29 protein-coding genes are annotated in these 26,623 nt (G+C 31.1%); 17 read left to right on the forward strand and 12 right to left on the reverse strand.

Annotated features, from left to right (window positions below):
* Nucleotides 1-212 precede the first annotated feature (212 nt).
* Nucleotides 213-1,028 (forward strand): 2,3,4,5-tetrahydropyridine-2,6-dicarboxylate N-succinyltransferase, encoded by an 816-nt coding sequence (locus DMB68_RS19095; protein ID WP_031454829.1) that lies wholly within the window; start codon nt 213-215, stop codon nt 1,026-1,028.
* A 121-nt stretch (nt 1,029-1,149) separates the two neighbouring features.
* Nucleotides 1,150-2,199: a glycosyltransferase family 9 protein gene (locus DMB68_RS19100; RefSeq protein ID WP_110348236.1), complete on the forward strand. Its 1,050-nt coding sequence runs from the start codon at nt 1,150-1,152 to the stop codon at nt 2,197-2,199.
* Here the strand turns inward: DMB68_RS19100 and DMB68_RS19105 are convergent.
* The 3 genes from DMB68_RS19105 to DMB68_RS19115 all read right to left on the reverse strand — a co-directional run bounded on the left by DMB68_RS19105 (nt 2,189) and on the right by DMB68_RS19115 (nt 4,895).
* Entirely contained in the window at nt 2,189-3,133 is a 945-nt protein-coding gene (locus DMB68_RS19105; protein ID WP_110348398.1) for an NAD-dependent epimerase/dehydratase family protein, read from the reverse strand. The genes DMB68_RS19100 and DMB68_RS19105 overlap by 11 nt on opposite strands.
* Before the next feature lie 10 nt (nt 3,134-3,143).
* On the reverse strand, nt 3,144-3,953 hold the full coding sequence (locus tag DMB68_RS19110; RefSeq protein WP_110348237.1) for a glycosyltransferase family 2 protein: 810 nt from the start codon (nt 3,951-3,953) through the stop codon (nt 3,144-3,146).
* Nucleotides 3,954-4,133: 180 nt separating this feature from the next.
* On the reverse strand, nt 4,134-4,895 hold the full coding sequence (locus tag DMB68_RS19115; RefSeq protein WP_110348238.1) for a Kdo domain containing protein: 762 nt from the start codon (nt 4,893-4,895) through the stop codon (nt 4,134-4,136).
* Between the two features lie 108 nt (nt 4,896-5,003).
* Between DMB68_RS19115 and DMB68_RS19120 the strand changes: the two genes are divergently transcribed.
* A complete protein-coding gene (locus tag DMB68_RS19120) occupies nt 5,004-5,846 on the forward strand; it encodes a glycosyltransferase (protein ID WP_165830174.1) in 843 nt (280 codons plus the stop codon).
* 65 nt (nt 5,847-5,911) lie between these two features.
* Here DMB68_RS19120 and DMB68_RS19125 read toward each other — a convergent pair whose 3' ends face one another.
* The gene (locus tag DMB68_RS19125; RefSeq protein WP_110348240.1) at nt 5,912-6,817 is read right to left on the reverse strand and encodes a hypothetical protein; all 906 of its coding nucleotides are present in this window, start codon (nt 6,815-6,817) and stop codon (nt 5,912-5,914) included.
* Nucleotides 6,818-7,153: 336 nt separating this feature from the next.
* On the opposite strand from DMB68_RS19125, the gene DMB68_RS19130 reads away from it, so the two are divergent.
* On the forward strand, nt 7,154-8,107 hold the full coding sequence (locus tag DMB68_RS19130) for a hypothetical protein (protein WP_110348241.1): 954 nt from the start codon (nt 7,154-7,156) through the stop codon (nt 8,105-8,107).
* A gap of 179 nt (nt 8,108-8,286) precedes the next feature.
* Here the strand turns inward: DMB68_RS19130 and DMB68_RS19135 are convergent, their stop codons facing one another.
* Entirely contained in the window at nt 8,287-9,384 is a 1,098-nt protein-coding gene (locus DMB68_RS19135) for a glycosyltransferase (RefSeq protein ID WP_231131692.1), read from the reverse strand.
* A gap of 435 nt (nt 9,385-9,819) precedes the next feature.
* On the opposite strand from DMB68_RS19135, the gene DMB68_RS19140 reads away from it, so the two are divergent.
* The gene (locus tag DMB68_RS19140; protein ID WP_110348243.1) at nt 9,820-10,524 is read left to right on the forward strand and encodes an adenine nucleotide alpha hydrolase family protein; all 705 of its coding nucleotides are present in this window, start codon (nt 9,820-9,822) and stop codon (nt 10,522-10,524) included.
* 137 nt (nt 10,525-10,661) lie between these two features.
* The gene (locus tag DMB68_RS19145; RefSeq protein ID WP_110348244.1) at nt 10,662-11,390 is read left to right on the forward strand and encodes a 7-cyano-7-deazaguanine synthase; all 729 of its coding nucleotides are present in this window, start codon (nt 10,662-10,664) and stop codon (nt 11,388-11,390) included.
* On the opposite strand, the gene DMB68_RS19150 is transcribed toward DMB68_RS19145, so the two are convergent.
* Both DMB68_RS19150 and DMB68_RS19155 read right to left on the reverse strand, forming a co-directional pair.
* On the reverse strand, nt 11,370-12,260 hold the full coding sequence (locus DMB68_RS19150; protein ID WP_110348245.1) for an ATP-grasp fold amidoligase family protein: 891 nt from the start codon (nt 12,258-12,260) through the stop codon (nt 11,370-11,372). The genes DMB68_RS19145 and DMB68_RS19150 overlap by 21 nt on opposite strands.
* Nucleotides 12,250-13,371: a glycosyltransferase family 4 protein gene (locus DMB68_RS19155; RefSeq protein WP_110348246.1), complete on the reverse strand. Its 1,122-nt coding sequence runs from the start codon at nt 13,369-13,371 to the stop codon at nt 12,250-12,252. Before DMB68_RS19155 ends, DMB68_RS19150 begins: the two co-directional genes overlap by 11 nt.
* A 398-nt stretch (nt 13,372-13,769) precedes the next feature.
* On the opposite strand from DMB68_RS19155, the gene DMB68_RS19160 reads away from it, so the two are divergent.
* Nucleotides 13,770-14,339: an L-threonylcarbamoyladenylate synthase gene (locus tag DMB68_RS19160; RefSeq protein ID WP_110348247.1), complete on the forward strand. Its 570-nt coding sequence runs from the start codon at nt 13,770-13,772 to the stop codon at nt 14,337-14,339.
* A gap of 53 nt (nt 14,340-14,392) precedes the next feature.
* Here DMB68_RS19160 and DMB68_RS19165 read toward each other — a convergent pair whose 3' ends face one another.
* The gene (locus tag DMB68_RS19165; RefSeq protein WP_110348248.1) at nt 14,393-15,517 is read right to left on the reverse strand and encodes a cysteine desulfurase family protein; all 1,125 of its coding nucleotides are present in this window, start codon (nt 15,515-15,517) and stop codon (nt 14,393-14,395) included.
* A gap of 85 nt (nt 15,518-15,602) precedes the next feature.
* Here DMB68_RS19165 and DMB68_RS19170 point away from each other — a divergent pair, with 85 nt between their 5' ends.
* A complete protein-coding gene (locus DMB68_RS19170) occupies nt 15,603-16,550 on the forward strand; it encodes a hypothetical protein (protein WP_124019453.1) in 948 nt (315 codons plus the stop codon).
* Between the two features lie 150 nt (nt 16,551-16,700).
* Here the strand turns inward: DMB68_RS19170 and DMB68_RS19175 are convergent, their stop codons facing one another.
* A complete protein-coding gene (locus DMB68_RS19175; RefSeq protein ID WP_110348250.1) occupies nt 16,701-17,252 on the reverse strand; it encodes a Smr/MutS family protein in 552 nt (183 codons plus the stop codon).
* On the reverse strand, nt 17,242-17,427 hold the full coding sequence (locus tag DMB68_RS19180; RefSeq protein WP_110348251.1) for a hypothetical protein: 186 nt from the start codon (nt 17,425-17,427) through the stop codon (nt 17,242-17,244). Before DMB68_RS19180 ends, DMB68_RS19175 begins: the two co-directional genes overlap by 11 nt.
* A 121-nt stretch (nt 17,428-17,548) precedes the next feature.
* Here DMB68_RS19180 and DMB68_RS19185 point away from each other — a divergent pair, with 121 nt between their 5' ends.
* A complete protein-coding gene (locus DMB68_RS19185) occupies nt 17,549-17,815 on the forward strand; it encodes a DUF2752 domain-containing protein (protein WP_317047376.1) in 267 nt (88 codons plus the stop codon).
* Nucleotides 17,816-17,831: 16 nt separating this feature from the next.
* On the opposite strand, the gene DMB68_RS19190 is transcribed toward DMB68_RS19185, so the two are convergent.
* Nucleotides 17,832-18,533 (reverse strand): DUF1003 domain-containing protein, encoded by a 702-nt coding sequence (locus DMB68_RS19190; RefSeq protein ID WP_110348253.1) that lies wholly within the window; start codon nt 18,531-18,533, stop codon nt 17,832-17,834.
* 189 nt (nt 18,534-18,722) lie between these two features.
* On the opposite strand from DMB68_RS19190, the gene epsC reads away from it, so the two are divergent.
* From epsC to DMB68_RS19215, 5 genes are all read left to right on the forward strand, one after another.
* Nucleotides 18,723-19,514, forward strand: coding sequence for a serine O-acetyltransferase EpsC (epsC, locus tag DMB68_RS19195; RefSeq protein WP_110348254.1), 792 nt, complete (start codon nt 18,723-18,725; stop codon nt 19,512-19,514).
* Between the two features lies 1 nt (nt 19,515).
* A complete protein-coding gene (cysM, locus tag DMB68_RS19200) occupies nt 19,516-20,403 on the forward strand; it encodes a cysteine synthase CysM (protein WP_110348255.1) in 888 nt (295 codons plus the stop codon).
* A 122-nt stretch (nt 20,404-20,525) separates the two neighbouring features.
* On the forward strand, nt 20,526-21,512 hold the full coding sequence (locus tag DMB68_RS19205; RefSeq protein WP_110348256.1) for an aldo/keto reductase: 987 nt from the start codon (nt 20,526-20,528) through the stop codon (nt 21,510-21,512).
* A gap of 144 nt (nt 21,513-21,656) precedes the next feature.
* Nucleotides 21,657-22,058, forward strand: coding sequence for a hypothetical protein (locus DMB68_RS19210; protein WP_110348257.1), 402 nt, complete (start codon nt 21,657-21,659; stop codon nt 22,056-22,058).
* 94 nt (nt 22,059-22,152) lie between these two features.
* Nucleotides 22,153-22,593: a hypothetical protein gene (locus tag DMB68_RS19215; RefSeq protein WP_110348258.1), complete on the forward strand. Its 441-nt coding sequence runs from the start codon at nt 22,153-22,155 to the stop codon at nt 22,591-22,593.
* 1 nt (nt 22,594) lies between these two features.
* Here the strand turns inward: DMB68_RS19215 and DMB68_RS19220 are convergent, their stop codons facing one another.
* Entirely contained in the window at nt 22,595-23,473 is an 879-nt protein-coding gene (locus DMB68_RS19220; protein WP_231131693.1) for a sensor histidine kinase, read from the reverse strand.
* A gap of 332 nt (nt 23,474-23,805) precedes the next feature.
* Between DMB68_RS19220 and rlmD the strand changes: the two genes are divergently transcribed.
* From rlmD to DMB68_RS19235, 3 genes are read left to right on the forward strand one after another with little or no spacing between them, the layout of a single operon-like run.
* Nucleotides 23,806-25,218 carry a 23S rRNA (uracil(1939)-C(5))-methyltransferase RlmD gene (gene rlmD / locus DMB68_RS19225; protein ID WP_110348260.1) on the forward strand — a complete coding sequence of 471 codons (1,413 nt, stop codon included), beginning with the start codon at nt 23,806-23,808 and terminating at the stop codon, nt 25,216-25,218.
* 10 nt (nt 25,219-25,228) lie between these two features.
* Nucleotides 25,229-25,762 carry a DUF6452 family protein gene (locus DMB68_RS19230; protein WP_110348261.1) on the forward strand — a complete coding sequence of 178 codons (534 nt, stop codon included), beginning with the start codon at nt 25,229-25,231 and terminating at the stop codon, nt 25,760-25,762.
* Nucleotides 25,734-26,549: a DUF6048 family protein gene (locus tag DMB68_RS19235; RefSeq protein ID WP_110348262.1), complete on the forward strand. Its 816-nt coding sequence runs from the start codon at nt 25,734-25,736 to the stop codon at nt 26,547-26,549. The genes DMB68_RS19230 and DMB68_RS19235 overlap by 29 nt, the downstream gene beginning before the upstream one ends.
* Nucleotides 26,550-26,623 lie beyond the last annotated feature (74 nt).

The following is a 26,623-nucleotide window of genomic DNA, read 5'->3' on the forward strand; positions in this document are numbered from 1 at the left end:
TTCAGGAATTATTAGGCAAAACTACTTAGAAGAAAAATCATGAAATCTGATTTTTATCATATGATAACATTAAATAAATTGCATTTTGAAACTTTCTACCACCAGCAATTCTTATCAAATTAAACACAAAAAGTTAAACTTGTAACATTTTCAAATTGATTTACCTTTTTGATTTTACACAAATACCCTATCTTTGCCAAAAATTTAAACTTATGAGTTCTTTACAAACTATAATTGAACAAGCTTGGGAAAACAGAGCTTTATTACAAGAAGAAACAACTACTAATGCGATCAGAGAAGTTATCGAATTATTAGATTCAGGAAAACTTCGTGTTGCTGAACCAAAAGGTGACGGATGGCAGGTAAATGAATGGGTAAAAAAAGCAGTTGTGATGTATTTCCCTATCCAAAAAATGGAAACATGGGAAGCCGGAATCTTCGAATACAATGACAAAATGTTGTTAAAAAGAGATTACGCTGAAAAAGGTGTTCGTGTAGTTCCTGGAGCTTCTGCCCGTTATGGTTCTTATATTTCGAGTGGTGTTATCATGATGCCGAGTTATGTAAACATTGGCGCTTATGTTGATGCCGGAACAATGGTAGATACGTGGGCAACTGTTGGAAGCTGTGCTCAAATTGGTAAAGATGTACACTTAAGCGGCGGTGTTGGTATTGGAGGCGTTTTAGAGCCATTACAAGCAGCTCCTGTTATCATTGAAGATGGTGTTTTTGTAGGTTCACGCTGTATTGTTGTTGAAGGTGTTCACGTAGGTAAAGAAGCTGTTTTGGGAGCAAATGTTTGTCTTACTGCTTCTACTAAAATTATTGATGTTACCGGAGAAACTCCTGTAGAAATGAAAGGTTTTGTTCCTGCACGTTCAGTAGTAATTCCGGGAAGTTATACTAAAAAATTCGCTGCTGGTGAGTTTCAGGTTCCATGTGCCTTAATTATTGGTACGCGTAAACCATCTACAGATTTGAAAACTTCATTAAATAATGCGTTAAGAGAATACGACGTAGCTGTTTAATTCAAATTCTAAATATTTTAAATTCCAAATTCCAAAAATTATTGATTGGAATTTGGAATTTTTATTTTAAAAACTATTCCTATTTTTGCTTCAATTTGCAATCAATAAAACTATTTAACGCATGAAGGTACTTGTAATTCAAAACAAAATGATTGGTGATGTATTAACGAGTACTGTCATTTGCGAAACCATCAAAAAACATCAGCCAAATTGGGAAATTCATTACATGATCCAGCCTAATACTTTGGCTGTCGTTGAAAACAATCCTTTTATTGATAAAATCGTTTTTTTTGAACCTCAAAAGCACAAAGGTTTTTTTAAACTAATTTCTTTTGGAACCAGTTTAGCTTCAGAAAAATATGATGCTGTAATTGATGCTTACGGAAAATGGGAAAGCATTTTACCTGCTTATTTTTGTGGTGCAAAAATTAGAATCGGATTTAAAAAATGGTACACTTCACTGTTATTTACAAACATTATTATTCAAGAAAAAAATGTAGAAGGTTCAGCTGTTTACCACCGATTACAATTAGTTGAAGCGTTATTAAAAACTAAACCTGAGATAATATTTCCTAAAATTTATTTGACAGATACTGAAATAAATGAGGCCAAAATTGCGATGAAGGAACGATTGGATCCTGCATTAAAAATCATTATGATTAGCGTTCTCGGGAGCGGAAAAAGTAAAAGCCTGCCTCCTGAAAAAATGGCTGAAACTCTTAATATTATTGCCGAACAAGAAGTTCAGCTGCTTTTTAATTTCATGCCAAATCAGCAAGACGAAGCAAAAGTTATTTATGATTTATGCAAACCACAAACCCAGCAAAAAATTGTATTCGATTTTTACACTAAAGGTTTACGGGCATTTCTTGCCATTTTATCGCAATGTGATGCCTTAATTGGCAATGAAGGTGGTGCTGTAAACATGGCAAAAGCATTAAATATCAAAACCTTTACCATTTTTAGCCCGTGGATAAACAAATCGTCCTGGAATATGTTAAGCGACAAAGAAAATCATATCGCAGTTCACCTGAAAGACTACTTTCCGGATTTATACGAAAACAAACATCCAAAAGAATTTAAGGGTAAATCATTAGAACTATATGATAAGCTTGATAGTAATTTATATAAAGAATCTTTACAGGAATTTGTGAAACGTATTAGTTTATAAATTTTTCAAAATACCAATTTACCTGCTCTTGTAAACCTTGTTTGAGACTCACTTTGGGATTGTAATTCAATAAATTTCTTGCTTTATCAATTATTGCAGCCGTTTTGAGCTGGTCTCCTTTTCTTGGTGGCTGATTATCAATAATTAATTTTTTATTCATAATCTCCTCCACAGCAGTAATTCCTTCCTGTGTGGTATTTACTTCGTCTGTCCCCAGATTTATAATTTCACCGTCTACCAATTCTTCTTTTCCAATGATTGCTGCCAAACCTTCAACAATATCGCCTACATATGTAAAACTACGTTCATGATAAATGCTGCCTTCAAAAAGAGGAAAAGGTTTATCATAATACAAATTCTCAATCAGCTTAGTATATAACTTCTCAGGACGTTCACGTGGGCCGTAAACCGAATAAAGCCTTACTGAGCAAGCTTTTATCTTACCTTCAATTTTTAAGCTCAATACTAATTGTTCTGCTGCAAGTTTGGTAACTCCATAATAAGAAGCCGGTTTTGGGATAGCTGTTTCATTTACTGTAGCTTCTTTTCCGTAAACAGATGATGTTGCAATATTTACAAATAATTTTAAATCTGGATTGTACTTTACAACAGAATCAAGTAAATTTTGTGTTGCATAAATATTATTGTCTACATATTCATGCAATGGAGTTGCTGCAGAAATTCCCGGCTGTGCTGCTAAATGAAAAATATAATCATACTGATTTTCGAAAACCGATTTCAAATCAGCATTTAAATCTTCACGAAAAATAGTAACTCCTTTGTTGACTAAATCAGAAGCATTGATTTCTTTTAATTTTACATCATAATAATCATTAAAATTATCAATTCCAAAGACCAAATGTCCCATTGAAACTAATTTTTCACAAAGATGTGAAGCTATAAAACCTGCTGCTCCGGTAACTAATATTTTCATTTGCATTAAATTATTTTACAATTCCGTAAGGTGTCCAAACTATTTTTTTATCTCTTACTTCTTTTCTAATAGCCAAATTTGCGGCTAAAGATTCCGGAGTTTTATATCCTCTTGCATGATCCAGATGCAAAACTATTGCTTTATGTCGGATTTGTTTTCCTTTTACACCAAAATTCTCAAGTCGCTCTCCAAATTCTCTGTCTGGTCCGCCATATTTCATTCGTTCATCATAACCATTAATCGCAATCATATCTTCCTTAAAACCAGACGAATTACAGTTATTGAATGATGGTGTTGTTGGCGTTACAGAGTCTAAAATTGATGCTAACAATTTACCTGCAGATAACTTCAATGTTTGAGAAAACCCTAATTTATCTTGCTTTTTCAACCATTTTACATCAAAACAATCTCCGCTTTCAATATCTTCTTTAGTAATTAATTTACTAACCTTCATTGATAATTTGCAATATCCACCGGAAAGAAATGTTCCTTTTTGCGCTAATTCTGCATGAACCTGAACAAAATCTTTTCTTGGAATACAATCTCCATCGGTCATTAAAATGAAATCGTAATTTGCCTTAACAATTGCCACATTAAGAATTTCTTGTCGTCTGTAGCCCTGATCTTCATGCCAAAGATGCATTATTGGTACAGGATAATTACTTTTATACTTATTGATTAACTCAGTAGTTGAAGGTCGCGAACCATCATCAGCAATAATTAATTCAAAATCTTTTGTAGTCTGAACACTGTAGCCAATCAGAACTTTTTCTAACCATTCTTCAGCATTATATGTACTAACAATTACAGATATTTTCATTTTATATTTTTTAAATACGTGGAGTGTGCAATAGTTTAATCCTTAAATTAGAAATTTCAAGATTTTCTTTCTTTTAATTCTAATTGAAAACTATTATGAATTGGCAAAGATATTACAGAAATCCGGATTCTTAAGACAATTTAATAATTCTTTCGCTGGCATTAACGGTGATTATAAAAATTATTTTTTCCAAAACTTTAATGCTTTTTTCAAACGTTTTTTACGGTGAAATTTATCCCTGAAAGATTCTGCTCCGGTAATCATTATTTTTAAAACATCATTGTACGAAGCACCATAAAGTTTTGCATATTCATCACTCATTACCTCTAGAATTTTTCTGTTGGGAGTTAGTTTTGAGAAATTCATTATTCTTTGATTCAGACTCATTCCATTATGAAATTTCATTCTGTTCAAGTCCACCAGAAAGAACGAATAAGAGCCTGCAGGATTCTTTTTAATTAATGTATTTCCGGGAGTATGATCTAAAAACTCAATTCCGTTTTGATGCAGGTTAAACGTAAATTTCGTAAACTGCCTTAAAATTATTTCATGTTCAGGGTAATCAAAATCGTTGGTCAGTTCCCTAAAAGTCAAGTCTGGATAAATTTGTTCGCAAACATAATAACTATCCAAAAGTACACCTTTAAAATTTTCAAAATAAGCAATTGGTGCCGGGGTACCTATTTCTTTTTCTACCAGAATATTAGCAAATTCATAAGACCGATGCGCTTTTGAAGGTCTGAAAAAAGCGTAAACTACTTTATTTACAAGATTTGGAACTTTAAACGATTTTATATTTAGTGTTATTTCTCCTAAATCAAAAGTTTTAATTTTATTTCTCTTTCCATCAACAAACAGCGTACCTTTTGTTTCATAATTCTCTACAGCGTCTCTTATTTCTTCTTTTTTGCTTAGAAAATCAGGATGATAAACTTCATGCATTTAATTAAGTTTTACGTTTTTTACAAAAGTAACGATTTGAATTTTACTCTTCAAATAATTAATTTAATTTTACACAAAAGTTATTTAGTATTTAATAAAAAAACACAGATGTTCGAACACTATCTCATTACCCGATTTAATCTTAAAAATCCTAATTGGGATGTTACAAAAAACAATGAACAACTCCTTACAGATGAATGGATGGAGGACAGAATGTGGCTTTTTGAAAACTTTTGCCTTCCCTCTGTTACATCACAAACCAATAAAAATTTTACATGGTTAATCTATTTGGATAGTACAACGGCAGAAAAATACAAAACCCAGATAATCAATTTAACTTCGGATACTGAAAACATCAAACTGTTTTTTATTAATGGTATGAACGAATTTTATCCTGAAATTCAAAAAGCAATCACCAACAACAAACCTTACCTGATTACTTCCAGAATCGATAATGATGACGTGATCAGCAGTTTTTTTATTGATGAAGTTCAGAAAAAATTTGCTTCTCAGAATTTCCTTGCCATAGATGTTATTAAAGGATATTCGCTCCAAATAAAACCAACTTATATTTTAGGAAAAAAAGAACATGTTTTTAATCCTTTTATCAGTTTGATAGAAAAAAATGAAAATCCAAAAACGGTATGGTCCAATGACCACACACAATGGAAAAAAGAAAGCCGAATTATTCAGGTAACTGACAAAAGACTTTGGATGTCCATCATTCATGAAAAAAACAAAGTCAATGAATTTGACGGTTATGACGATGTAAAATGGGAAGATATTAATAGTGAATTTATTGTTTCAGAAGAATTGCGTGATCTAATATCACAAAAAATCATACCTTATAAAGACTGGATGTTCTTAAGTTTAAAAAACATGCTTTATGTAAAAATGGTTTTCTTTAGTAAAAAAATAAAAAAAGCAATTGGACTTTATAAAATAAAATAGAAAGAATACCTCCTCTTTTCAACAAAAAGCCAGCTCGAAAATGAGCTGGCTTTGTTATATTACAATTAGTGGAATAAATTAAAAACAAAAGAAAATTCCAATGCTTTTTTTCTACAAAAAAATTTAAACCATTGACCAAAATTTTTCAATAGCAAATATTCTCTTGAGATTTGAAGTTTAGGCTTTAAATTAATATATTTTTTTATATCTTCAAATCGTCTGGTAGGCAGATAATCTAATTTTTTCCATCGTTTAGGGTTTATATAATAAAAATCTTCAAATTGATTATAATTTGTTTCATTTACCATTACCCATTTTTTAAGAAAATTTTCATTCACTTCATTATTATGTCCCCAATTCTTCAGTTTACACACAAGTTGTTCTTCGGTTCTGGCAATTGATTCATGCAAAACTAAATTGTCAAAATAAATTGTACGTTCATTAGTTCGCCTTGCACATTTATAATTAGGGTAATTAGTGGCAAAAACAGACTTCATTGGTTTGTCAACAAAAAGAGTTCCCTCTTTTGTATATTTATAAATGATCAGCCAAAAACAAGCAAACTGAACTTTCTTTTTTTCGGGTTCATCAAGATAATGATCGTACTTCCTCAAATTTGAAACAAAATTTTCAAAATCAATAAAATATTCATCACTGTCTATCTGAATCAACCAATTCCCAATTCCCATTTTCAAGGAAAGCAAATAACGTTCTCTTGTATCATTTTCAAGCGCTGTTAATTCTGGAATATAGAAGTTATCCCTATAAAATTCAATTTTATTATCTACATCGAATTCTTTTAACCATGCATAAAAAGAATCATCTACAACAAACTCATTTCCAGACCAAGTTATTTTATTAATATCTTCGGCTATAAAAATTTTATCCGCTGAATTATAAACAGGCGGTATCGACAGTTTTAATTTTTCATAATCATATGACAACAAAAAACCTACGTGAATTTTCTTCATTCTCTAACTTTTAAAATATATAAAATTCGATTACAATCGAATCCCTTCTTTTCTAACATTCAATTCAAATATTTATTATAATTATAAGATGAAAAGAATTAAAAAAGGTTGCTTAAAAAATGCAACAATATTTTTCATGAAAAAACTCACATATATACAACTAAAAAAGAAAATGTCTTTGTACGGAATCAAAACTTAATAATGGCCTTCAATATATTATTTAGACGCATCGTCATTAATTCCTAAAAAAGTATTAATTGAAAATTCTTTTAAAAATACATAATCGTTTCATGTTAAAGAATAATAATTTATTACTATTGTAAAAAAAACAGAATTATGAAAATTTGCTTAATTAGCTTTGATAATTGGGGGTATGATGAGAAGATAGCCAATGAATTGATAAAAATGGGACACGAAACTTCCCACATCAAACTACTTGATTTTAAATATAAATACAATAATTTAGGCGAAAGAATTTTAAACTTTTTTAATAAAACTCTATTAAAAAAAAATATAAAAAAAATAAAAACTGAAGAGTACATTTTGGCAACTCTAAAAAACAAAGGAACACAAGACAAAATTATAGTTATAAATCCTGAAAGAATTAGTAATGATTGTCATTTGGAGATTAAAAAATTTTCAGCCAGTTATATTGCCTTCCTCTATGACAGCTTAGACAGATATAATAATAAGGCATTAATCAATAATAATATTTTCAACAAAACATTTACGTTTGATAAAAAAGACGCCCAAAATCACAATCTTCTTTTTTTATCAAATTATATACATCTGGAGAAAAGCCTACTCAAAAAAAATATAAAATATAAGGTGCTATCGATTTCCTCAATTGATGAAAGGTATCCTGTAATTAACTCTATAGTTGACTATTTAGATGAACGCAAAATTAAACATAAAACTATCTTTTTAGGAAAAAGAAAGCCAAAGAAGTTAAGAAAATCTGTTGAATTCACAAAGACTAAAATGACTCAAAGCGAAATTCAGAAAAAAATTGAGCATTCGGAAATAATATTAGATATATTAAGAGAAAACCAAACCGGACTTAGTTTTAGAATTTTTGATGCCCTTGCATTAGATAAAAAAATAATAACTACAAATGAATCAATTAAAGAATATGATTTCTACAACCCAAACAATATTTTGGTAATTGAGCCAGACAACATTAGCATTCCGGACTCTTTTTTAAATTCTGCATACGAAATAGTTCCTGAAGAAATATACCAGAAATACACCTTAAATAATTGGATAAACATCTTATTAAAAGACGATTAAAATTAATTTACATTTCAACACATCTATTAAGAAAAATTGGTATTTATAATACCAATAAATACTTTTAGTTGATGAAAAATCAAGACTTTCTGAACACCACTTTAGAACTTTAGGTCATGCAACTTATTAAAAATGCACTATCGAAAACTGGGTTAAAACAGTATTTATATTTTAATAAATTATTTTATTAGAGTTAATATCTTCTGCTCAATTTTGTGAGATGAAAAAGGTTCAATTACTTTTTCAGAATCAGAACTTATCTTATTCCAAATTTCCTTATTTTGATATAATAAAAGGATGTTATCTACAATTTGCTTACTTGTATTTCCAACAATATATTGTGCATTTTCTGCAAAATCAAAACCTTCCGCACCAATATTTGTCGTAACTAATGGAAGACCAAATTCAATACTCTGACCAATTTTTCCTTTTATTCCGGCACCGTAACGCAATGGTGCAACGAAAATTCTGGAACTTAAAAAATAAGGTGCAACTTCTTTTACATACCCCACAATTTTAAACTTTTCAGAATGCAGTTTCAAAATCGAGTCCGGTGGATTGCTGCCAATTATTGAAATCGAAATTTCAGGTTGAGATTCCCACAACAAAGGCATAATTTCTTCATGAAGATATGATACTGCATCTACATTTGGTTTGTGATCAAAACCTCCTATAAATAACAAATCTTTTCGATTTTCGAAAGATGGTGAGTTTTCATTTTTTATATATTGATGAATATTTCCAATCGTAATTATTTTAGATTCATCGTTGTAATAGTCTTTTAGAGTCTTCCCTTCTAAATCAGAAATCACAATAATCTTATCTGCTTTTTTGCAGTTATCCAATTCTAAATTCAGATACTTATCAGCAACCTCCATAATTTTAGGCTCCTTCATTAATTCAGATTCTCTTTTAAATCTTAAATAATGAAAATCGACCATATCAAAAAACACCTTCGTTTTCGGTTTGTAACTTTCAACTAAAGGATAATATTTTTCGAAAATTTCAGGTCGATGCAGCCACGCAAAACTTACTTTGGGAAGTATTATTTTTAAAAAACCATTTTTTGTAATTAATTTTCCGGCATCATTTACAGACGGTTCGTAAACTACAACGCCCATTTCTTTAAAAATTTCGATGTAATCAGATTTATATCGATATTCTTTGAAATCTGCCATTAAGAAAACACCAATATTATTTTTCAGAAGTAATTTAATAATCTCTGTTAATCTTCGGGATCCTGAATCTTTATTGAACTCCGGTATTCTAGTATCCACAATTAAAACATATGAATCATGCTTCAAGTTATTCAAAAAATCAATTTTCTTTCCTTCTTTTTTAAGTTTTAGAGCTAGTATTTTTAATCTGAAAAATAATTTAACGGTTTTGTACATTTTATAGAAATTCTTTTGGTTAATGAAATAGGATTTTCATTAAAACATTAGTTATTTAGTGGTTTAAATTCATGGTTTAATTATTTATTCTAAACATCATGACTTAAATTAAGTAGTAAAAATAAATCTTTTTCGTATCTCATCCTAAGAAAGTGATATATTTCAAACCACTCATTTTTAAATTCGAATTCTCTTTAAAATGCAATATTAAAAAAAACAAATAATATTCAAATCACTCTTTTTAAGGATTTAATTTCAAATTCTAATATTACATTTACATCTTAAAATTTTATTCATCTAACAACTTTGTTATTAATAATGCCTACTCATAATTTACTCTGGACTAGTGGATGGGATTCTACTTTTAGACTTTTACAAATAATTCTAATTGAAAAAGAAACTGTTCAGCCCATATATGTTATTGACAAAAACAGAAAGTCTTTAAACAAAGAACTTGAAACCATTGAAATTATTAAGGAAAAAATTAAAGAATTACATTTTGAAGCCTATAAACGAATACTGCCAGTCTGGTATGTCGGAGAAGAGCTTACAATCAATAAAGAAATACAAGAAAGTTCTCAATATATAAAAACATTAGCAAAAATGGGAAGTCAGCATGAGTGGCTGGCTCAATTTTGCTTTAATCATAATTTAGAAAATATAGAAATGAGTTTAGACAAAAACCCTTGTGTTAATTCATTTACACATTTTTTAGTAACTAACTATATCGTAACGGATTACAGTAAAACGGATAACAAAAAACTGTATAATATCATTGATGTTATTTTTAAATATTTCAGCTTTCCGGTTATCAATTTATCAAAACAGGAAATGAATATCATCGCTAAATCGAATAATTGGGAAAATATAATGGTTTTGACCTGGTTTTGCCACAAACCTAAAAGGAACAAACCTTGTGGAAAATGTGTTCCCTGCACTACAGTTATAAAAAAGAAAATGGGGTTTAGAATTCCTTTAATAAACAGAACAAAAGGATATTTAAAAATTTACTTCTCAAAATGATTATAAAAGCAACCCATACAAAACATTATAGAACAAACAAATAATGTTCAAATCACTATTTTTAAGGATTTAATTTCAAATTCTAAATAGTACATTTACCCTTAAAATTTTATTCATATAATAACTTACTATTAATAATGCCTAATCATAATTTACTCTGGACTAGTGGATGGGATTCTACTTTTAGACTTTTACAAATAATATTAGTTGAAAAAGAAACGGTGCAACCAATATATATTATTGACAAAACCCGAAGATCACTAAAAGTCGAAATGGAAGGGATTAAAAAAATTCTGGAAAAAATCAAAGAATTGCATCCTGAAGCTTATGAACGCATACTCCCTGTCTGGTATGCTGAAGAAGATCTCACCATCAATAAAGAAATTGAAGAAAGTTCAAAGTACATCAATTCACTTGTAAGATTGGGGCCACAATACAGCTGGCTGGCTCAATTTTGCGATAATCATAATTTAAGTAATATAGAGATCAGTAATGATAAAAATCTGAGAACAGACTCACTTACTTATTTTTTAATGACAAATTTTATAAAAGCAGATCTTAACAACCCGTTAAATCAGGAAAAATACAATAAAATTGCTCCGGTATTTAAACATTTCTCTTTCCCGGTCGTTACACTATCTAAAAGAGATATGCTGGATATTGCAATAAAAAACAACTGGGAAAACATTATGTATTTAACCTGGTTTTGTCATAAGCCCCGTAAAAACAAAGCTTGTGGCAAATGTACTCCGTGTATAAATGTAATAAAAAAGCAAATGGGCTTTAGGATTCCGGTTGTCAACAGAATGAAAGGATATTTTAAAATTTATTTATCACGAAAAAAATCAAACAGGAAGCTTAATTAAATTTCCCATTTCGAGATTTAAATAATCTATTGGGAACCTATTGTGACCACCAGTTGGAAAAAAAGTAAGCTCACCAAACAAAACCTTATCTCCTATAGAATATAAATCTACCCTAACAAAAATAAACTGATCAGATAATGTGCTGGCAACTTTTAGCATTTCATTAAAATTTGCCGGCTTTTCTATTTCAGATTTCAGCCAGTTTGCATCTTCTTCACTCGAGACGATTTTTTTCCAGTTCAAATCATAGAAACATTTTTTTTCCTTTCCATTTTCAGTCTTTTTTACAAGAACATATTTTGGTTGTCCATGAAAACAATAGAATTTGTAATCAACTAAACCGTCTTCACAATTGGAAATATATTTTTCAATTAAAAGCCTGGGCTTAACTTTTTTATAGATAGTTTCTCTATATTTATTATAATAATTACTCTTTAAAAATGTTCTTAATTTATTTTTCTGATCAAGATAATTAATTAGAGAAGCATTTTTTACAATTACATTATATCCTGAACCATGAGTTCCCCTTATGGCATATTGTTGAGGCAAATTTTCGAAATCAATTTCTTCAACGGTATCGTATATTCCAATTACTTCATTTAAATATTCTTTCCCTACTTTCGCTTCGACAAAAGAGCGGACACCAAATTTATCAACATATTGACCATACTCTTCTTTATAATGATATAACTTCAGCCATTGAATTTTTTCCATAAACTCTTTAGGAGTTTCTAAATTCAATGCCCTTTTGTTTTTACTAAAATATTTTGCTTTGGTTACTTTCGCATCGTCATTTGAATATTTGTTCAATAGCGTAAATATCGTCTGATTATACTTTCTAAGTATAAATTCGTTTAATTTAAATTTCAATGCTTTTATGTTTTTGTAAAACTTCGTTTAGTTCTTTAATCATTTTTTTTGAGATAACTTCTTTTGTGAAATTTTCTATTAGAAATTTTCTCCCATTCGCAATACAATTTTCCTGCAATACCGTATCATTTAACATTTGCTCTACTTTATCAGCAAAAGAAAAAGCATTTCCTGCCTCTGCCAGCAGTCCTGTCTGATTATCGATTACAACTTCAGGAACTCCTCCTGCGTTAGCAGCAACAATAGGCACTCTGCATGCATAAGATTCTAAAAGCACTCCTCCTACCGGTTCACTGTTTGACGTAAATAAAAACAAATCAAACTCAGGCAGTACTTCAGGGATATCTGTTCTAAAACCCGCTAGAATTATTTCCTTTTCTAATCCCAAATCAGAAATTTGCTGTTTTATCTGATTTTCTAATGGACCTGCTCCTATTAAAATATATTTAGCCTTAATACCTCTTTTTACCAATTCAGCCACTGTATTTACCCAGGTAACATGATCTTTAAAATCAACAAAGGCTGCAATGTTACCAATTATTTTATAATCTGATGGAATATTATATTGTTTATGCAGGCTGCCTGTTTTTTGTATTTTAATAAATTTATGTATATCTGTTACACATCCTACTACACACAATTTACTATGATCTTTAATAACAGGTTTTAAAATATCTACAACCGGATAGGAAACACAAATGATTTTTTTTATTCCGTTATAATCATACTTCCATTTTCTAAAAAAGTTTGTATCAACTCTTTTGATCAAAGTCCTGCATAAAACCAAAGGCTGCCTCAGTCTAAAAAACAGCTTCGATAGTACCATAAGTGTGTGGGAATGACTATTGTGAATAAACACTAAATCTGCATTCAGCTCCTTTGCAATTTTTGAAAACCTTTTTGCATATTTTAAATCATATTCTGACTTATTATTTAACGCAATAACATTCATGCCTTTCTGAGTTGCAATTTTAAAAGTCTCAGAGTCATCCGGACATATAATCCATTGCTCTTCTACATATCCAAATTCCTTGAATGCTTCATATAGATATATGATTTTTTGTTCGTGTCCTCTCCAGCCTCTTGAAACAGTAACCTGTATTAACCTCATTTCTATCTTTAAACTAAAATCATTAAACTTATTACCCTCTTATAATAATTTACAATACGACTTGCTTATTCCATTTTTGGCATTTATAATTCTTACCAGTAGAAAAAATCTTACTTTAATTCGATTGTTAAATTTTAACAGTCTTTAAGCAAGAAAATAAGCACTTTTGACTGCAAATATAGTATAATAGAACAATAAACCTAAAAGTATTATTGTATTTAAAAAAACAGAAAAAATCCCTTGTTAAATTAGTTATTAGATTATGCAAATTCCTTTTTTATTTCAAATAAATTTTAACATTTGACTATGATATGAGTAATAAAACCATCTGGAATTTGATTTTTTTTATTCGTTTCTTTGTAGTGTTAATTATTAATATTCAATTCTAAATATAAAAAATGGAAAATCTTAATGAAGAAATACATAAAGCTTTCGAAATAATAAAAGAAGGTGGTATCATTCTTTATCCAACAGATACAGTTTGGGGAATTGGCTGTGATGCTACAAACCCGGAGGCTGTTACTAAAATATATAAGCTTAAACAACGTGCAGAAACGCAAAGCATGATTGTATTAATGAATGGCGAAAAAATGATGTACAATGTTTTTAAAAACATTCCTGAAGTTGCCTGGCAGATTCTTGATTTATCTGAAAAACCAACGACTTTAATTTTAGATGAACCGCGAAATGTAGCGAAAAATATTATTGCTGCTGATAATTCGTTAGCAATACGCCTGGTAAAACAACCTTTTTGTTATAAATTATTAGAGAGAATGAAAAAACCATTAGTTTCCACTTCTGCTAATATTTCAGGACAGCCAACTCCACTGGCTTTCAAAGACATAAATCCTGAAATTGTAAAAGGGGTTGACTATGTCGTAAACTTATATCATGATAAAATTGCAGGAAAACCTTCAACAATCATTAAATTAACAAATGATTCTCAGGTAAAAGTAATTCGCAAATAATTTGTTAATTATAAAAAATTGCTGACTGTTAATTCGCTTAGGGCTTTAAAATCCTAAATAGTTTTCAAACTGGCTATCAACAAATCAATATCTTCTTTGGTATTATAGTGACTGAATGAAATTCGGAGATTCGGTAACTTTAAATCGGTCTCCGAAAGTATTTCTTTTAAAACATGTGAAGGCTTAATACTTCCGGACTGACAGGCGCTTCCTCTGGAAACTGCAATTCCTTTCATATCCAGACTAAATAATAGCATAGAAGTTTTATCTTGTGGAAAAGGCAAAACAATATTGATAATATTATAAAAATCCTCTTTATTACCCACTATTTTAAAATCCGGAAAATAAATTTCAAGCTGATTTATCAAATACATTTTCAATCCAAAAATGTATTCATGCTCAGTTTTTAAATTTTCATATGAAATCGTCAAAGCTTTCGCCATTCCGGCAATTTGATGAACAGCTTCGGTTCCGGCACGTAATCCTTTTTCCTGTTCCCCGCCAAAAAGCAAAGGCTGTAAACCTGAATTTTTTCGAACAAAAGCAAAACCAATACCTTTAGGACCATGAAATTTATGCGCACTGGCTACAATAAAATCGACAGTCGTTTCCTGCAGATCAATTTCGGTTTTCCCAACAGATTGTACGGTATCCGAATGAAACAGAGCATTATATTGTTTACAAATAACACCAACTCTTTCCAAATCTAAAATGGTTCCAATTTCATTATTTACATGCATCAAACTTACGATTGTCTTTTTTTCTTCAGACAATAAATTAGACAAATGAGTTAGATCGATAGTCCCATCTGAATTTATATGTACATAATCAACCTGAATATTATAATCTGACTGCAAAGCCAAAACAGAGTATAAAACCGCATGATGCTCAATTTTAGAAGTAATAATTCGCATCACTTTCAAATCTTCTACTGCAGAACGAAGGATCCAGTTATTTGCTTCGGTACCACCAGAAGTAAAAATTATTTCCTGTGCAGAACAATTTAAATATTTGGCAATATTTTTTCTGGAAAGTTCAATAATAGTTTTTGCGTTTCTCCCAAAACTATGAGTGGAAGACGGATTTCCAAAATCATCCATCATTATTTTTGTCATTTCCTGAACAACTTCAGGTCGTATGGCAGTAGTAGAAGCGTTATCGAGGTATACTTTTTTCATTAACGCAAAGTTATGAAATATGAATTGTCAATTCTTAAATATCATTTGCGAAATTTCACTATTTTTGATGCAAATAAAAAATACAATGAAAAAATATGCTTACCTATTCTTATTCGCCATTATGCTGAACGGTTGCGATGATGGAGATTTAGTTGCTGAAAGAATTGATTTTACAGAAATAGAACCACAAAGTTGTGATACTAAAACCAATGTATTAATTTATAAGATAAAAGATCAGGAGTCTTTATTATTAGAATTACCAGAAAGCACGTTTAAAGATGAACCAGGAGAAAAAGAAATTTACATCAATCCAACAGGAGTTCCTCAACTTGTCTACAGAGCTTTTGACGGCGTAATTAATCGTGCTAATATTTGTGATGCCATTAGACCATCCTCGCCAAATGTTTCAAACGAATGGAATGCTATCGGTGGAAAAATTACGATCACAACAACTCCAAATATATCAGAAACAGCAGCAGACGGAAGTACAAAAATTAACGGTTTCAATCATTCGATAAACATAACCAATATTAGCTACTCAAAACCTGCAGGAGAACAAGTAGGTCCAAATTTTTTCTTTGGTGTTCTACAAACATCAATCTATACATCTCCGGTGGTGTCGTTTACAGCTACAAATGCCGGACAATGTAATTCAACACAAATCTATAATTATACCACTAATACATCTATGATTATTGATGCCCTGGATCCGATATTGATCCAGAACATTGAAACTTCAGAACCCAGAACAAGTACTATTTCAATTACTCAAAATAAAATTGTTTTCAATAATTATAAAGCAGCAAGTATAAATAAGGATTATTTTTGTAAAACCCGACCTACAATACCGGAAATCAACGAAACCTGGAATGCTGCAGTTGATGGCGTAATAGAAGTTGTAACCACCAAGCTTGACAACACAACTTACAAACATGTTATTACACTAAAAAAAGTCGAACTTAGCAACGCAGCTGGTCTTAAATTTAAACTTCCAAGTGTTTTTGTTTTCGGCGAAATTACTACAACAGAATAACAATCTGTTTATATCTTAATAAAAGAATACTTTTCATTTATTCTTACAAAAAAAGTCCGTTCCCGAACTAATTTCAAAAAACAATTAGTACCAGGTAACGGATTTTTTTATGTGCTTACAAAAGCTTTTTTAATGCTTCAGAAGATTTATTTATTTATTATTTTGCTTAAAATAAACTTCAGTAGCGCCAAGCCCATATTTTTGATAATTAGCATCCTGAAAATCTATACCATCATAACGGCCTAATAAAAAATCGAGCTCGGCTTTTAAAATTCCTTCACCAACTCCGTGAATAAAAACAATCTTAGGAATTCGATTTCTAATTGCGAATTCAATGTGTCTTTTTGCTGTTTCAGTCTGTAGCGTCAGGATATCGTAATTTGACATTCCACGTTTATTGGGAACTAATTTTTCTATATGCAAATCAAATTCCGGAGCCGAAATATCCCGTTTATCTTTCTTTTCTTTCACAAAACTCCTTGGTTTTGGCTCTTCCTTTTCTTTTGTAACAGAATCTAAATCAACTCTTTTAATAGAATTCATTAAATTACTGGATTCCTGAATCTTAAGCAATTCATTGACGAAAAAAGTCATCAAAAAACCATCTTCTGTTTCAATCAAAACTTCATTATTTTTAACTGAAACTACTGTTCCGTTTATGGCCTCATCTAATACAGAAACCTTATCTCCTTTATTCAGCATCTTCTTCTTCTTTTTCCTGATTCTTACTTGGTGTTTTTGCACTTAACTGCATCATGCCGAACATAAAAACTGCAATTGCAATTACTGTTATGTAAATATTCTTTTCTTCTGATACCTGTTGGTATAATGCAATTGAAATTGCCAGAACCATTATTAAAATTTTAACCGTTTTCATATTTTTAAACAATAAGACTTCAAAAGTAAGAAACTTTAAAATAGTACTTCTCACCTATTTAAATCTTATATATTTTTTTTGTAAATTGTAAAAAATAAAACCCATGGATTTAGAAAAATATATGCTGCCCTGTTTAAGCAAAACACTCTTTGGGGTCGAGTGTTTGGGATGCGGTTTTCAGCGCGCCTTATTCTTACTTTTTAAGGGTAATTTTTTTGCAGCTTTTAAAATGTATCCGGCAATCTATACTACGCTTATTTTTTTAATTTTTCTGACTTTACATTTTTTTGATAAAGCTAAAAATTACAATAAATTACTTTGGATCTCCGGAATCACAAATGGCATATTTATGATTACCGGTTATTACTACAAACATTTTTATCTTTGATTTTCTAACCTCGGAATTACTTTTTAATCTGATTTAAAATATCATTCATCATCTCCATTTGCACTTTTTGAATTTCAATTAATTCCTGTTGTTGATGCATGATCAAATGATCAATTTTATCATGGATCATTCTGATCTCCAATTCAGACTTGAGGTTAATCATATAATCTTTTTTGGCACGGGTTCTGTCTTTTTCTTCCTGACGATTCTGGCTCATCATAATTACCGGAGCCTGCAAAGCAGCAATACATGATAAAATTAAATTTAGCAAAATAAACGGATATGGATCAAAACCTTTGTTTAGTAAAATATAAACATTTGAACCAATCCAAATAATAATAAATAGCAAAAATGAAATGATGAAAGTCCAGCTACCACCAAAATCAGCTACTTTGTCTGCTATTTTTTGACCAAAATTTCTTGTCTCTTCTTCATCTTCAACAATACTCACAATTGATTTATCTTCTTTTAAAGATGAAACAACACTTTTTTCAAGATCCGAAAGCACACCACTTTCAACAGATAAATAATTCGAAATATATTTCTGACGGTATGTATTTAATTCTTCAAAAGAAATAAAATCACTGTCACAAAACGAAGGATGATCTTTGATAATAAGTCCTAAAACAGGATCATGTATTGATTTTCCAGAAACTTTCTCGCTTACAGGAAATGAGAGATTAGAAATAGCACTCTTAAAAGTCGAATCATTTTTCATTTTACTATGTTTTACCGGCTAATTTACACATTTAACTTCTTAACAATCTTATAAATTATCGACTTAAAAAATGTTTTCATTTATCACAAATAGAATACTCAATTGAAAATTTCTTTACTGAATTCGTACTATTATTTACAAAAAACACCTTACTTTTAACGTTTCAAATATCCATTCAATTTTACAATTGTGTCAAAAGATCGTATCATACAAAATATCAAAGCTTTAAAAAGCCATTCTAACATAAATTACGGAATCAAAACTAAAACCGAAGAGTTTACTGAAAAGCTTTTTTATACCCTTTTTGATTCAAATGCAGTTTTAGATAAAAGTATTGACGAACTTGAATTTCGTTTTAAAGAAATTGCCGTAATGGCCTGCAAAAAACCGGAAAAATTATGTGGATCCATGTGGGATTTTTTTCTGGAAAAACTACCCGAAGTTTTAGAGAAACTGAATCAGGATGCAGAATATATTTTAGAAAACGATCCTGCATCAAACAGTATAGACGAAGTTTACTTAGGATATCCTGGCTTCTACGCAATTGCTATTTATAGATTAAGCCACGAATTATACAAACTCGATTTGTTATTGTTTTCACGATTGATGAGCGAATATGCGCATAGAATTACCGGAACTGATATTCACGCCGGAGCCAATATTGCTTCACCGTTTTTTATTGATCATGCAACCGGGATCGTAATTGGTGAAACAACCGTAATCGAAAAACATGTAAAAATTTATCAGGGAGTTACTTTAGGCGCTTTGAGCGTGAGCAAGGAAATGAAAAATGCCAAACGCCATCCCACAGTAGAAAAAAATGTCTGTATTTATGCCAATGCAACCATCCTGGGAGGTGAAACTATCATTGGCAAAAACAGCATCGTAGGAGGAAATGCCTGGGTGACCAAATCAATTCCGGCAGATTCAATCGTACTGAACACCACTACAACCGAAGTTAAAATAAAAGAAAAAAAATAGAATGAAACCACAAAAATTAATAAACCTGATCGGCAACACTCCTTTGATGGAAACTGTCAATCTGGTTCAAAATAAAAACGTAAAACTTTTATTAAAACTTGAAGGCAACAATCCGGGGGGAAGCGTAAAAGACAGAGCGGCATACAACATGATTGCCTCGGCTTTAGAAAGAGGTGATATAAAAAAAGGCGACAAATTAATCGAAGCTACAAGTGGTAATACCGGAATTGCCCTGGCGATGATTGCGCAATTATTTCAGGTTGAAATAGAATTAGTCCTGCCTGAGGATTCTACAAAAGAACGTACACAAACTATGCGTGCATATGGCGCCACAGTTATTTTAACACCTGCAAGTGAAGGAATCATCGGTTCTCGTGATTACGCCGATAAAAAAGTAGCCGAAGGCGGCTATGTAATGCTAAATCAGTTTGCAAATGATGACAACTGGAAAGCACATTACAAAACTACCGGTCCTGAAATATGGGAAGACACTGAGGGAACTGTAACCCATTTCGTATCAGCAATGGGAACAACAGGAACCATTATCGGTACATCATCCTATCTAAAAGAGAAAAATTCAAATATTCAGATTATAGGTGCTCAGCCGAGCGATGGGTCGCAAATTCCCGGAATCCGCAAATGGCCACAGGAATATTTGCCGAAGATTTTTGATGCTTCAAAAGTTGATACCGTTATCGATGTAAGTGAAGAAGAAGCAAGAGAAATGACTAAAAGATTAGCACTGAAAGAAGGCGTTTTTGCAGGAATGAGCAGCGGAGGTTCTGTAGCTGTAGCCCTAAAAATTGCTGAACAATTAGAATCAGGTGTTATCGTAGCGATTATTTGTGATCGTGGAGACCGTTATTTATCATCTGATTTATTTGATTAAAACAAGGTTCAAAGTTGCAAAAGGTCCATAGGCACAAAGTTTTATTAACTAACCCAAAAGCCTTTACACCTTTTAGAAACCTTTGAAGCTTTGTTACTATGAACCTTTGAAACTCAAAAAAAATGAACTACAGAAAATTAGGCAAAACCAATTTTAATATATCCGAAATCTCACTTGGCACCTGGCAGGTTGGGGGAAAATGGGGATCAGCTTTTGACAATAAAACTGCCGACGAACTTTTAAATACTGCAATTGATAATGGTGTAAACTTTATTGATACTGCAGATGTTTATGAAAATGGCCTAAGTGAAACTGCCGTTGGAAGAGTCGTTCGTTCAAGATCTGAACGAATTTACGTTGCAACAAAATGCGGGCGTCATATAAATCCGCATATTAATGAAGGATATCAGCCAAAAGTACTTCAGAAATATATTGAAGACAGTTTAAAAAGACTTGGGTTAGAGACTATCGATTTAATTCAGCTCCACTGTCCTCCTACTGAAGTTTTTTATCGTCCTGAAATTTTTGAACTGTTCGACCGTTTAAAAGAGCAAGGAAAAATTTTGAATCTTGGTGTTAGTGTAGAAAAAGTAGAAGAAGCCTTAAAAGCAATTGAACATTCGAATGTTACGACAGTACAGATTATTTTTAATTTATTTCGTCAGCGTCCTTCACAATTATTCTTTTCTGAAGCAAGAAAAAAAGATATTGGTATCATTGCAAGGGTCCCTTTGGCAAGCGGGCTTTTAACCGGTAAATTCGATGCAAAAACAATTTTCGAGCCACAAGATCACAGAAATTTCAACAGAAACGGAGATGCTTTTGACAAGGGAGAAACTTTCTCTGGCATTGATTACGAATTAGGATTAAAAGCGGTTGAGGAATTAAAATCATTATTTCCGGATGCTCCAAATTTAGCACCATATGCTTTACAGTGGATTTTGAGTTTTGAAGATATAAGCTGTATTATCCCGGGTGCTTCAAAAGAAAGCCATGTATTATCCAATTTATCTATATATGATTTACCTAAATTATCTATAGAAAAAATTGAAGCTATGAATAAAATTTACGAAAAATACATAAAACCTTCAGTTCATCAGTTGTGGTAGTTATTTATTAAAAGACTCCCAGAAATTGAAACACTTAAGTTTCTAAGATTTTGAAAGTAGAATCTTAGAAACTTTTTTTATGATTACGCAACCCTTTTACAAACAACATATCTTATTAATAAAACGAACCTAAAATCATTAACCATGAAAAAATTAAGTTTTATTATATTTATTATCTGCCTTATAACTGCGTCCTGTAGCAATGACGAAGAATCACAGAATGAAGATTCTCAAAAATTAGAAGTAATGCATAACGAAATTGTTACTCTTTCATTATCCACTTCTCAAGCCTGTACAAATCCTGAAGAGTGGGATTTTACAAGAATTAGCGCAAGTCCTTGTGGCGGGGTAAATGCTTATGTAATGTATTCTAAAAAAATAGATAAGACCAAATTCCTTGCAAAAGTAAACGAGTACCTAAAAGCTCAGGCTGCCTATAATAAAAAATGGAAAATAATTGGGACCTGTGACCTCATGCTTTCTCCGTCGGGAATAGAATGTTCAGAAGGAAAACCTAAATTTGTTTATTCAATAGCAAATAAATAAAAAATTACAAAGTTCTAAGGTATTATGTAATTTGATTTTTAAATTTGAAAAAACGTATTACCTTAGGACTTTCTTTTCCCGGAAATTTTCTAAAATGTTAAAAAAATCAAATTTTAAAGAATGGTTCAATCGATATAAATATGCCGAATTAGCAAGTACGAGTGCTGCACTTACATCTTCACTTTTCAGCAAAATTTACAACGGATTAACAACGGCTTATTTGATTACGATTGCAGAATATCTGGCTTTTTACAGTGTAATTTTATTTTCTTCTTATAAAAGATTAGCAAAACAAAATAAACTTTTAGGCAAAAAAACTTCTGCCTTAGAAATTTTTAAACTTTTAAAAAACTTAATTTTAGAGTTTGGATACCCTGCAATTTTAGACTTTTTGATCATTCGCCCTTTTTGTATGTACTGGATGCCGATACTTTTTGGGAATTATTTCTTCGGAATTATTTTCGGGAAAATTTCATCTGATTTATGTTTTTATAGTTTCACAATTATCAATTATGAATTGATCAAAAGAAAATAGTTTAGCAACATTCAAACACAATTTTAAATTCAGCTCCTTTATTTGTTCCTTCACTGGAGGCCGTTAGTTTGCCTTTATTTCTTTCGATGATTTTTTTACACAAGTATAAACCAATTCCTGTTGAAGATTCGTTGGCGGTTCCAAGTCGGCTCATTTTCGTAAACTTCTTAAACAATTCTTCAATCTGATGCTCATTGAAACCAATTCCTTTGTCAGAAACTGTTAGTATTAAATCATTATTTTCTGTAAAAATCCTCAGTTTAATTTCACTGTCAAAATAAGAGAATTTAACAGCATTACTAATTAAATTTACCAAAACCTGAATTAATAATCCTTCATCAATTTTAAGCTTGGTTTCTTCAATTTCTATACTAACATCCAGAGTGATATTCTTATCAATAAGACGCTGCTCTACCTGTTCGTTGACAAAATCTAAAACATCAGGAAACGAAATTTTTCTGACCTCCGGATTTATTCTCACCACCTGATCCTGTTCATCCAGTAATTTAATAAAATTTTCAATGTATCTAAATTGCAAATTTGTTGATTCACAAATCAATTCAGCCAATTGCTTAACTGACTCAGATGGCTTTTCTTCCATAATAAGCTTTGCAAGTCCCTGAGGATTTCCCGCAAAATTTTTCAAATCGTGCGAGAGCATATAAATTAAATCCTGCTTTTCATTAATAAAAGTTTCAGCTTCAAAAATAGACTCCTGAATATTACTCATTAATAAACCTGCTTCATCATTGTATTCTGTTGGCAAAACAGATAAGCTTCTCTCATTTCTATAATCGTTTAATGCTTTCGAAGCTATAGCAATGGGCTTAATCAGCTCGTTTAAAACCAAAAGTGTAATTGCAGTTGCTAGCAAGGTCATAATTAAAGAAAAAACTAAAACTGATGTGGGCGAAATAGAAGTATTAAAATACAGAACAAAAAACAGGATACCAATTAACGGAATATGTATACCTATAAAAGCAACAAATAGAAATTTGAAAGCATAACTTTTTTTTAAAAAGCCAATTTTAGAAAGATTATGATACAACTTCATACGAAATAACAATTACTTAGACTTAATATGGGGCTATCGAAGCATTTGATAAAACAAAGTTAGCTTTTAAAGCCAATTAAACGACTTAAATTATAGAATTTGATAAAATATTTTAAAAATTAAATTTATAAAAGTTTACAAACCCTTATTTTTGCGCTATGGGAAGAAAAAATACAGATAAAGTCGTCTTTCATCAAATACAAGTTCTTGATGCCGGCGCAAAAGGTGTATCAGTTGCAAAAGCTCCTGACGGAAAAGTAATCTTTATTCCGAATGTGGTTCCGGGCGATGTGGTTGATGTACAAACTTTTAAAAAACGCAAGGCTTATTATGAAGGTAAAGCCGTTAAATTTCACGAATTTTCAGAGCATCGTGTAGAACCAATCTGTGAACATTTTGGTGTTTGTGGTGGGTGTAAGTGGCAAAATATGAAATATAGCCAGCAGCTTTATTACAAACAAAATGAAGTGAAAAATCATTTACAAAGAATTGGCAAAATTGAGTTACCTGAATTTGAAGATATTTTAGGTTCTGAAAAACAGTTTTTTTATAGAAATAAAATGGAATTTTCTTTTTCGAACAGCCGTTGGTTAACCGAAAAAGAAATTGAAAGCACTGAAGATTTAGGCAACAGAAATGCATTAGGTTTTCATATTCCGAAAATGTGGGACAAGATTCTGGATATTACTAAATGCCATTTACAGGAAGATCCTTCAAACGCTATCCGAAATGAAATCAGAACTTTTGCAAACGAAAACAATTTAACTTTCTTTAATCCGAGGGAACATTCGGGTTTATTGAGAACTTTTATGATTCGTACTGCATCTACAGGTGAAATCATGGTTTTAATTCAGTTTTTCGAAAACGACAAAGCCAGTCGTGAATTGATTTTAGATCATCTTTACGAAAAATTTCCACAAATTACATCATTGCAATATGTGGTTAATTCAAAACCAAACGACACTATTTACGATCAAAATATAAAACTTTATAAAGGAAGAGATTATATTCTTGAAGAAATGGAAGGTTTAAAGTTTAGTATCAATGCCAAATCATTTTACCAGACCAACTCAGATCAGGCTTACGAACTGTACAAAATAACACGAGATTTTGCCGGACTTTCCGGTAACGAAACCGTTTATGATTTATATACAGGAACCGGAACTATTGCACAATTTGTTTCAAAAAAAGCAAAAAAAGTAATTGGAGTAGAAAGTGTTCCTGAAGCTATTTTAGATGCTAAAGCAAATGCAGAACGCAATAATATTACGAATTGCGAGTTTTTTGTTGGAGACATGAAAGTTGTTTTCAATGAAGCTTTTATTGCTCAGCATGGCAAACCGGATGTTATTATTACCGATCCTCCAAGGGATGGAATGCATAAAGACGTTATTGAACAAATTTTAAAAATCGCGCCTGAAAAAATAGTGTATGTAAGCTGTAACTCAGCAACTCAGGCAAGAGATTTGGCTCTAATGGACGAAAAATACAAAGTTACACGTGTACGCCCGGTAGATATGTTTCCACAAACACATCATGTCGAAAATGTTGTACTTTTAGAACTTCGATAATAAACTTTAAATGAAAAAAATAATTGCTCTTTTATTGGTTTTCACTTTTGGACTTTCAAGTTGTGAAAAAGACGATATTTGCGATGCGAATACTCCCACAACACCTAGAATGTTGATTTCTTTTTTCTTTGCCGACCGCCCAACAGTTGAAAAAAATGTAACACGTTTGAAAATTCAGGGAGATAATGTAGAAAATGGTATTGTTTTTAATGAAACCGCTACTACTGATGATGCAAAATACACCACTAGTGCAACTCAGGTTTTAATTCCATTAGATCCTACAAGAGATGCTGTGACCTATAGTTTTATATCTAATTTTAGTACCGCAAATCCAGGTTTAAGCAACACTGATATGCTGACATTTAATTATACACGAAAAAATGTATATGTGTCGAGAGCCTGCGGTTTTAAAACCATTTACACTTTAACATCAATTCAACGCGCAGGAGATGAAGATGCGAATAACTATTGGATAAGCAATATTGATTTATTTAATCCTAATGTCGAATTAGAAAATGAAACACATGTTAAAATATTTTTCTAGTATCTGTTTATTATTTGCAGTGTTTCTTGTTCAGGCTCAGGAAATACCTGTAGCTCCGGTAACAAAAGAAATAAGTTCCGAAAAACCAAAACCTAAAACGACGAAGGTTCCTGCGGAAACCATAACTGACAGCATTCCTGTAAAAAAAGACCGCTACGGTTTACGCGTAGGTGTCGATTTATATAAATTAACCCGTGGTTTTTATGATAAAGATTATAAAGGAGTAGAATTTGTGGGTGATTTTCGTCTCACCAAAAAATATTATTTGGCTGCTGAACTTGGTTTCGAAGATAAGACTACTGATGATGACCGATTAAACTCAACCGCTACAGGAACTTACATAAAAGGAGGTTTTGACTACAATATGTATAATAACTGGCTGGATATGGAAAACATCATATCAGTTGGTTTACGAGCAGGTTTTAGTACATTTAGCCAGCAATTGAACAGCTATAAAATTTACAATGCTGACCAATATTGGGGAGAGATACCACCCATTGCTGATGGAACGAAATATACAGGCTTAACAGCTGCCTGGGGGGAAGTTGCTATAGGTATGAAAGCCAAAGTTTTTAACAATGTATTTGTCGGATTTGGTATTCAGTTAAAAATGCTTTTAGCAAATAAAGAACCTGATAATTTTGAAAATCTTTATATTCCGGGATTTAACAGAACTTATGATGGAAGTTTCGGAGTTGGTTTTAATTATACTGTTTCCTATTTTATTCCGCTTTATAAAAAGACAGTAAAAGTCCCGGAAGAAGAAAAAAAAGATTCTAAGAAATAAATAGCATCCATTTAAAAATAAAAACCACGAATTCATTATTAGTGAATTCGTGGTTTTTTATTTAATTCTTTTTA

Source organism: Flavobacterium hydrophilum (assembly GCF_003202405.1).
GTDB classification, from domain to species: domain Bacteria; phylum Bacteroidota; class Bacteroidia; order Flavobacteriales; family Flavobacteriaceae; genus Flavobacterium; species Flavobacterium hydrophilum.

Coding starts and splice junctions, on each gene's coding strand:
- DMB68_RS19095 (WP_031454829.1), top strand. CDS start 213: ATGAGTTCTTTACAAACTATAATTGAACAAGCTTGGGAAAACAGAGCT.
- DMB68_RS19100 (WP_110348236.1), top strand. CDS start 1,150: ATGAAGGTACTTGTAATTCAAAACAAAATGATTGGTGATGTATTAACG.
- DMB68_RS19105 (WP_110348398.1), bottom strand. CDS start 3,133: ATGAAAATATTAGTTACCGGAGCAGCAGGTTTTATAGCTTCACATCTT.
- DMB68_RS19110 (WP_110348237.1), bottom strand. CDS start 3,953: ATGAAAATATCTGTAATTGTTAGTACATATAATGCTGAAGAATGGTTA.
- DMB68_RS19115 (WP_110348238.1), bottom strand. CDS start 4,895: ATGCATGAAGTTTATCATCCTGATTTTCTAAGCAAAAAAGAAGAAATA.
- DMB68_RS19120 (WP_165830174.1), top strand. CDS start 5,004: ATGTTCGAACACTATCTCATTACCCGATTTAATCTTAAAAATCCTAAT.
- DMB68_RS19125 (WP_110348240.1), bottom strand. CDS start 6,817: ATGAAGAAAATTCACGTAGGTTTTTTGTTGTCATATGATTATGAAAAA.
- DMB68_RS19130 (WP_110348241.1), top strand. CDS start 7,154: ATGAAAATTTGCTTAATTAGCTTTGATAATTGGGGGTATGATGAGAAG.
- DMB68_RS19140 (WP_110348243.1), top strand. CDS start 9,820: ATGCCTACTCATAATTTACTCTGGACTAGTGGATGGGATTCTACTTTT.
- DMB68_RS19145 (WP_110348244.1), top strand. CDS start 10,662: ATGCCTAATCATAATTTACTCTGGACTAGTGGATGGGATTCTACTTTT.
- DMB68_RS19155 (WP_110348246.1), bottom strand. CDS start 13,371: ATGAGGTTAATACAGGTTACTGTTTCAAGAGGCTGGAGAGGACACGAA.
- DMB68_RS19160 (WP_110348247.1), top strand. CDS start 13,770: ATGGAAAATCTTAATGAAGAAATACATAAAGCTTTCGAAATAATAAAA.
- DMB68_RS19165 (WP_110348248.1), bottom strand. CDS start 15,517: ATGAAAAAAGTATACCTCGATAACGCTTCTACTACTGCCATACGACCT.
- DMB68_RS19170 (WP_124019453.1), top strand. CDS start 15,603: ATGAAAAAATATGCTTACCTATTCTTATTCGCCATTATGCTGAACGGT.
- DMB68_RS19175 (WP_110348250.1), bottom strand. CDS start 17,252: ATGCTGAATAAAGGAGATAAGGTTTCTGTATTAGATGAGGCCATAAAC.
- DMB68_RS19180 (WP_110348251.1), bottom strand. CDS start 17,427: ATGAAAACGGTTAAAATTTTAATAATGGTTCTGGCAATTTCAATTGCA.
- DMB68_RS19185 (WP_317047376.1), top strand. CDS start 17,549: ATGCTGCCCTGTTTAAGCAAAACACTCTTTGGGGTCGAGTGTTTGGGA.
- DMB68_RS19190 (WP_110348253.1), bottom strand. CDS start 18,533: ATGAAAAATGATTCGACTTTTAAGAGTGCTATTTCTAATCTCTCATTT.
- cysM (WP_110348255.1), top strand. CDS start 19,516: ATGAAACCACAAAAATTAATAAACCTGATCGGCAACACTCCTTTGATG.
- DMB68_RS19205 (WP_110348256.1), top strand. CDS start 20,526: ATGAACTACAGAAAATTAGGCAAAACCAATTTTAATATATCCGAAATC.
- DMB68_RS19210 (WP_110348257.1), top strand. CDS start 21,657: ATGAAAAAATTAAGTTTTATTATATTTATTATCTGCCTTATAACTGCG.
- DMB68_RS19215 (WP_110348258.1), top strand. CDS start 22,153: ATGTTAAAAAAATCAAATTTTAAAGAATGGTTCAATCGATATAAATAT.
- DMB68_RS19220 (WP_231131693.1), bottom strand. CDS start 23,473: ATGACCTTGCTAGCAACTGCAATTACACTTTTGGTTTTAAACGAGCTG.
- rlmD (WP_110348260.1), top strand. CDS start 23,806: ATGGGAAGAAAAAATACAGATAAAGTCGTCTTTCATCAAATACAAGTT.
- DMB68_RS19230 (WP_110348261.1), top strand. CDS start 25,229: ATGAAAAAAATAATTGCTCTTTTATTGGTTTTCACTTTTGGACTTTCA.
- DMB68_RS19235 (WP_110348262.1), top strand. CDS start 25,734: ATGAAACACATGTTAAAATATTTTTCTAGTATCTGTTTATTATTTGCA.